This is a genomic window from Siminovitchia jepli (assembly GCF_047228825.1).
Taxonomy (GTDB): domain Bacteria; phylum Bacillota; class Bacilli; order Bacillales; family Bacillaceae_C; genus Siminovitchia.
The window spans coordinates 1-6,900 of sequence record NZ_JBFEGN010000129.1; the positions used below are offsets into that span (position 1 = coordinate 1).

The following is a 6,900-nucleotide window of genomic DNA, read 5'->3' on the forward strand; positions in this document are numbered from 1 at the left end:
CGGAAAATCAATGAAGTATCCTGTGTTTTGTGTTTTTTTGTTTTTTCTAATTCATCAAGTGGAGGAAATTGGAAAAATACCAGGATAGCATCTTATTTACAGGGTTTTAACAACCTTTATCACGGATTCAGGTATATTAATTAAAAATGGGACTTGGTTCAGTGCCGATAATTTTTGAGATACCTCATCCAAATTACTTTCCCTGACATCTTCTAATAAAGTAATGATTTTATCTTCCATCAAATTCCCCCTAATCTGGATAAAATCAAGCCTCTCTATCAATTTTAATGAATTTTCCCAGTAGGCAAACATTCAAAGCAGGTCTTTACTCATAAAAATTTTTGTCTTGATTGGTCTTAAAAGGCTTTATGATTAAAACGATAAAAAGGTATTGCGAAAATCAGCAACACCCTTAGAAATATTTTTTAATAATACACCAAAGTTTTTAGGAATTAACCCCTCTTTCAAGGAAGATATGAAGATTTTTGTACATTGTTTAAATTCCGCTTTAATTCAGTATAAAATTGTTGAAGAGAATTTTTAGTAGACCGAATTTCAAGATCATATAACTCAGTTTGCTTGGAAGTAATAATCAATCTATAGATATCATTCCCTTCTCTTATTATTTCTAAATTAAAAAGTTGTTCCACTGTTTCTAAGATAAAATTATTTGTTTTATTTTTTAATAATAATCCTAAATTGTAAATGATGTCATCGTATTCTGACTTAAGGAGGAGCGGCGAATATAAATTAATAAGTGGTTTATTATTTATTGTTATTCGAAAAATAGAGAATATAAAAGGGTCTTCTGTTTTCTCTTCATATTTTCTAGGGACCAATTCAAATTCAGTTGATATATCCTTGATTCTGGCCAAGATAACCCCACCTAACAAACTATTTTTTCCTTTTCCATATACATGAAAAACCTGGTTTTTCCTTTTTGCTCTTGAACTTCCAAAAACGGTGATAACTTGATTCATGTTGTTTAAAACCAACTGAGCATTTTTTCCAACATATCTTTTTCGTCCACCACTCTGATTAATGATTTTTTGGGGTTCCTTATGGCGTAGCTTCGCTTTTACACTGACACCCCTTCCTCCATTTCTACCAATAGATTGGTTTAGCACATGTCTTGTATGTCCGGTAATTACTACCTTTTTAGCTAATCCAACAGCCCTTTTTGCTCCCTTAAGGTATCTGCCCGGGCCAAATCCGGATGCTACTGCTCATGCGATTTGTTTTTTGCTCTTTCCCGCTCTGTAAGCTTTATACCCGTCATAAGCTGCAAAGCCGGCATTCACCGCTAACCAGAACCATTTTCCATCCGGATCGACCATCATCACCGGATTGTTATTGGCATAGGTATAGCCGTTTTGCGTCAGGATATCGTCATCGTCGCCGGGATCCGGGTCCATTGATAAGAAGACGCCATGCGTTGGATGATAATATCTTGCCATCAAGTAGTAAAGACCGGTTTCTTCGTCATATTGATAGCCTGCATAACGGAATGGATTTTCCAGTGCAATCCCGGTCCGCTTTGTCTCCAACGGATTGCCCCAGCTGTCATAAGAGTAGCTGGCTACAACGTTTCCTGACTGGTCCGTCAAGGCAATGACATCGCCACGCGGGTTGTAATGGTAGAAATAGGTCGACGTGACTGTATTTCCGCTATGCTTGTTCAACGCCAGCAATTGGCCGTCGGCGCTGTAAACGTAAGAACGCTGCACCTGGTCATTGGCGTTTGTTTCATACAGGATGTTCAGGCTGTCGCCGTCATAGATGTAGTTGGTGATGGTACCGTTTACTTTCTTTTGGATTCTTCCGCCGTCATCATCATATTTGTATTCTGCAAAAGGAGGCTTTCTCCTTTTTTCTTGACGGATACGAGCTGATCGGCCGCATTCCATTGATAGGTGAACTTCCCGTCTTCTATCCGGTTGCCGTTTTGATCGTATTTGATCGTTTCGCTCCCGTAGGAAGTCAGCTGGTTGAGTAAGTTATAGGTGGATGTTATAGCCGCCTGGCTGCCGATCTTCTGATAAATCCGGTTGCCGAATCCGTCATACTTATATTCATTGACGGAGCCGTCCTTCTTTGTTTCGCGGACAAGCTGGTCCATATGGTCATAGGTATGTCTCTTTTGTTCCGTTCTGGTAAAGAATTTCCGTTCGGTTCTCGTTGGCATCATAGGTGTATTTTTCATCTATGACAGTCGTCATGGCCCCGGTTGATGAATCCACTTTGTTCGTTGACATGGAAATCACCTGTCCGGCCGGGTCATAGACATGGTGGTGCCGACACCGTTGGCAGGAGAGTAGGTTGTCACATAACCCGTCTACTTTTAGGCTTGCATTATTCGTTCCGGAGAGGAAAGCTGATGTTTTCATTCATGACGCTCTGCATAGAGTACTGGATGCCTTCCATTCAGCGAATTTTGAAAATATTTATATGTAGGACTCAAGAGAATTCGGGAAGCAGTATCCGACTTAAGCTGGAACAGACTTCATTTTAAATACGGTCTCTTTTGTGTATACCGGACAGGCCAAAGAAGAAGGAGACTTTTGAAGGTAGTACGGGATACACAAAGAATCGACAGGACTTGAAACAAATTAAGATCGTAATAGGAATAATTGCATAGGGAATTCCCATCTATGGGGAAGTCTGGTAGCAATCAAGATGATAGGATTGCCTATTTTCTTAGAGAAGTGAAAAGATGGTTCTCCCGGGAAACGCTAGAAAAAGCAGTTTTTTATTACGGGTAAGTGCCTTTTATCACGAAAGAATATTTAGTAGAAATGTCACAGAGAAAAGCGAATGACTGTCTCTGTGACATTTTTATTTAAGTAAAAAATCAATGTGACAATCCTTAGCGCGAAATATGGGATTTATAATTTCGCATCATTTTTTCTATGAATTTCTCAGGTATTGTTTGACGAGGAAACGCAACAGAAGCTTTTTCGAAAACATCGGTTCCTAATGGTAGCCAGTCATCATCCTCAAAATTTATAGACGGACAAAATCCTAATACGCTCAGTTCAGTCTCTCTTTCTCCATAAATCATCCAGCTAAAAGAATCAGGTAATAACACAATTTTATTTGCTAAAGTTTCAATATCTTCTCCTTCCTGAAGACCAAATGTTTCTTTTAATACCTTCCAATAGTCATCCTTTGAGAAATTAACAGGAATCTTTGCCCAATGAAAATAATGGTGTTTAAGAAAGAACTTCTTCGAGAATTCCAAATCATCTACCATAGCTAAAAGAATTGATTGGTCATTTGCCATAATTGCTAACTTCTCTATAGATTCCCATCCATCCTCTGATAGAACCAAATCAAATTCGCTGAAAAGATAATTCAAATTGTTTTTTTTAAATACTTGATCCGGAAATTCTTTATTTAAATTAAAAAACGAGTCAACCACTTTCTTACACTCAGAAAAAGCAAGCTGGTTATCTATGAATAAATGTCTCATTTCAGGTTCCTCTCTTACAGTGTAATTAATTCCATCATTCAGCCGTCTACAGAAGTCAGGTGATTTCCATAGTTTGCCTCCCTTTGCTTCTATAGTAAAAGTTAACAAGGTTAATAATTCATTGATTTACTGGGCTTTACATTCCAAAAGTATGCCCCGCTCTAAATTTTAAGGTTTGATGAAATTACCACACGACATCAAAGTCCCTAAAAGTAGGAAGTGGCAAGTTGTACCTTCTGTCCTGGCCTTTCAGTGACAAGAACCGGTTTTCCAAAATGGTATTTTTTAGTATGCCCACTGTTTTAGAACGCTAGAGAAGATTAAAGCAAGAAAGAGTTAATCGCCTTCAAATACCAGAACAATGACTGCTCCTATTACCTTTAGAAACGGAACGGGATATCCTAAAAGAGAAAACCGTTTAAACAGATCCTCAAGATTTTAAGTCAAGAAATATTGTCTGGCAGCTTCGATTGATTTTCTCCTTTGTCCAAGCAGTCACCCGAGCTGCTGGGGTTAATCTGTCCAAGATTATGGCTCCCGTATACATTGGGCTTAATCCTGATTTTCCTGTAAATAACGGACTCTCTGCCCGCAGAACAGATACCATCACGCAGGTTTGATACCGTCACGTTCCCCATTAGATCACAAGTTGAGCAGTGTGCCCCTTCTAATTTTCATTCAATTTTGCGGCGTCGAGACATATACCCTTGTCAAAGTAAAATGGTAGTTTTTCTTTTTTGACGCAATCAAGAGAATCATCCTTTTATACCCCGTGTCTCCAAACCGTAAAACCCTATCGACTTTTCAAGCTATTGTTTAAGTTGTTTAATATGGAATCCAGGTTCTAAGCTTAATCTTTATCTAAATCTAATTTTAAGTGTTGCTTTCTTTCTTCCTTTTGGAATAAATTCAGCGGTGGGTCTACCGGACTTCGAATGGTTCCTTAGAGAATACTTATTTCCATTCTTTTCCATCGTAATTACGCCCTTACCGTGGACAGATTTTTTATACCCATTACGTCGTAAGTTTTTCTCAAACTCTCTCATAGATATATTAGTTTCTCTATTTTTTATTGACCCGCGTTTAGTTATATCCTTATACAAAGATGCAGACCGCATTACTTTAACATTCTTCCGTGAAAGCTTGTAACTCTTCGCAAACCCAACAGCCTTTTTCGCACCCTTAAAGTATCTGCCCGGGCCAAATCCGGATGCTACTGCCCATGCGATTTGTTTTTTGCTCTTTCCCGCTCTGTAGGCTTTATACCCGTCATAAGCTGCAAAGCCGGCATTCACCGCCAACCAGAACCATTTGCCATCCGGATCCACCATCATCACCAGATTATTATTCGCATACGTATACCCGTTTTGCGTCAGGATATCGTCTTCATCACCGGGATCCGGGTCCATTGACAGGAAGACCCTGTGCGTTGGATGATAATACCGGGCCATCAAGTAGTAAAGGCCAGTCTCCTCATCATATTGATACCCTGCATAGCGGAATGGATTTTCCAGTGCAATCCCGGTTCGCTTCGCCTCTAAAGGATTGCCCCAGCTGTCGTATGAGTAGCTGGCAACGACGTTTCCTGATTGGTCCGTCAAGGCGATGACATCGCCGCGCGGGTTGTAATGATAGTAATAGGTGGCCGTGACTGTATTTCCGCTGTGTTTGTTCAACGCCAGCAACTGGCCGTCTGCACTGTACACATAAGAACGCTGCACTTGATCATTGGCATTGGTTTCAGTACAAAACATTTTACAAAGTTGACAAAAAATTACCCAAAGGTAGTTTACTGCCTTTGGGTCTGTTACTCCTTTTACAATTTAATCAAAAGTACTTGAAGTATATTCGGAAAAACTAGGATACTTACATAAAAACTTTTTTATTGTTGCCTCTGACTTACAGGATATAAAAATATATGAACTGTCATAGAAGGCAATTTCAATCACTTGACCAGTTATTGAAGATGTATAATCAACATCCCAATAATCTTTATTTCCTAATAACTTAGGGAAATTAACTTCTCTCCTCCTTACTTCTTCTTTTTTAACAGCGATAACTAATCCAAAAACTAATAGAATATCAAAATTATTTAAATTAAAAAGCAGTTCATCTCCTGTTAAATAAAATTTTTCCTTATAAAAAGTGTTGTTTTCCATTTCTTCTTCATCTTTTAAAACATACGCATCAATATCACTAAATATCCAATCGTGTGTTTTAATAAAATCCTCACCCAAAACACCCAAAAAATCATTTAATAAAAAGGGGTTTGAATTATTTAAATCTATATTCTTCATTAAATACCTCATGTTCATTCTACTTCCTTTTCCTTTTTAATGGTTTCCAACCATGCCTTACTGGCTTTTTATTTTTCCATGACCAGTAATGCTTATGAGGTACAACAGGATGCCTCTTAGGATTTCCATGGTCTGTATAATCTATATCTTTTTTTGCTTTTCCATGCTTATCATAATGTCTAGATTGTACAACTTTTTTATTTTTATAGTGATATACTATCCCGTTTTTGGGGCCTTTAATTCCAGGCTTTTTACTTGAAACTAGCCGTCTTGTCTTTAATGTTCCTTTAAATTTAAATGTTTTTGTCCCTGTTTTGACTAGCTTAAGTTTTCCGCTGCCAACAAACCCGAGTGCTGTTGCCCCTGCAACACCATTCCATCCTTTCCCAGCTCTATAAGCTTTATATCCATCATAAGCCGCAAAACCGGCAACTGAAAGCAGATTGGGGGGGTATTTGACGCTTAATTAGGAGATATTTACTTCTGGCTAAACTTTATCTGTTGAATAGATAAAACATATCAATTCATTTATAATTGGATCTTAGTAGATTTATATTTTTATCTTCTTTTCCTCTTACTTTTTTATCTTGTATAAGCTCTAAAATATCTTCATTCAAAGGAACCCAATTATAAAAATCTTTAGCAATCAAGCTGCTAAATAAAGCACTAATATCCCACGATCTTTCAGCCCATATTCCCCAATTTGCAGTTGCTGAAAACCAGATAATTTTTTCTGATTCAACAATAACTCCTTTTTCATAAAGTATTTTTATATACTCATTAGCGTTCATTGAAATTGGTATAGAAAATATATTATTTTTCCATAGGCTTTTTTTTAATTGGGAAATATCGGCTATAAGTATATTATTATCTCCATTCGTCTTTGCCAAATACTGTAACTGTGGCCAAACCTTTTCATCAAGCATAAGATAGAAGTCATTAAATAAAATTTGACCTTTTTTTCTAAAAACCTTCTTTGGGAAACTTTTTTGTATATAAAACAATTCTTCAGCTAATTCATAATTATCTTTGCCCACGGTATATTTCCTTTCATTTATCCCAAATTACGAAAGTAAATTTGCCGAAAACTAATTCAGCGCTCTTTTGGGAACAATTTACAAATCTGGGTAC

At 37.4% G+C, this 6,900-nt stretch carries 4 protein-coding genes and 2 pseudogenes; all 6 read right to left on the reverse strand.

Annotated features, from left to right (window positions below; translation table 11 throughout):
- Positions 1 to 96 precede the first annotated feature (96 nt).
- The 6 genes and pseudogenes from AB1L08_RS20960 to AB1L08_RS20995 all read right to left on the reverse strand — a co-directional run bounded on the left by AB1L08_RS20960 (position 97) and on the right by AB1L08_RS20995 (position 6,806).
- On the reverse strand, positions 97 to 240 hold the full coding sequence (locus AB1L08_RS20960) for a hypothetical protein (protein ID WP_413066556.1): 144 nt from the start codon (positions 238 to 240) through the stop codon (positions 97 to 99).
- A gap of 794 nt (positions 241 to 1,034) precedes the next feature.
- A pseudogene (locus AB1L08_RS22630) lies at positions 1,035 to 2,213 on the reverse strand (RHS repeat domain-containing protein); the annotation flags it as partial.
- Positions 2,214 to 2,866: 653 nt separating this feature from the next.
- A complete protein-coding gene (locus tag AB1L08_RS20980; protein ID WP_413066560.1) occupies positions 2,867 to 3,472 on the reverse strand; it encodes a hypothetical protein in 606 nt (201 codons plus the stop codon).
- An 857-nt stretch (positions 3,473 to 4,329) separates the two neighbouring features.
- A pseudogene (locus tag AB1L08_RS20985) lies at positions 4,330 to 5,214 on the reverse strand (RHS repeat domain-containing protein); the annotation flags it as partial.
- 81 nt (positions 5,215 to 5,295) lie between these two features.
- Positions 5,296 to 5,769: a hypothetical protein gene (locus tag AB1L08_RS20990; RefSeq protein ID WP_413066562.1), complete on the reverse strand. Its 474-nt coding sequence runs from the start codon at positions 5,767 to 5,769 to the stop codon at positions 5,296 to 5,298.
- A gap of 524 nt (positions 5,770 to 6,293) precedes the next feature.
- Positions 6,294 to 6,806, reverse strand: coding sequence for a hypothetical protein (locus tag AB1L08_RS20995; RefSeq protein ID WP_413066563.1), 513 nt, complete (start codon positions 6,804 to 6,806; stop codon positions 6,294 to 6,296).
- Positions 6,807 to 6,900 lie beyond the last annotated feature (94 nt).

Excerpts from the sequence above, each read along its gene's own strand:
- AB1L08_RS20960 (WP_413066556.1), bottom strand. The coding sequence starts at position 240 with ATGGAAGATAAAATCATTACTTTATTAGAAGATGTCAGGGAAAGTAAT.
- AB1L08_RS20980 (WP_413066560.1), bottom strand. The coding sequence starts at position 3,472 with ATGAGACATTTATTCATAGATAACCAGCTTGCTTTTTCTGAGTGTAAG.
- AB1L08_RS20990 (WP_413066562.1), bottom strand. The coding sequence starts at position 5,769 with ATGAAGAATATAGATTTAAATAATTCAAACCCCTTTTTATTAAATGAT.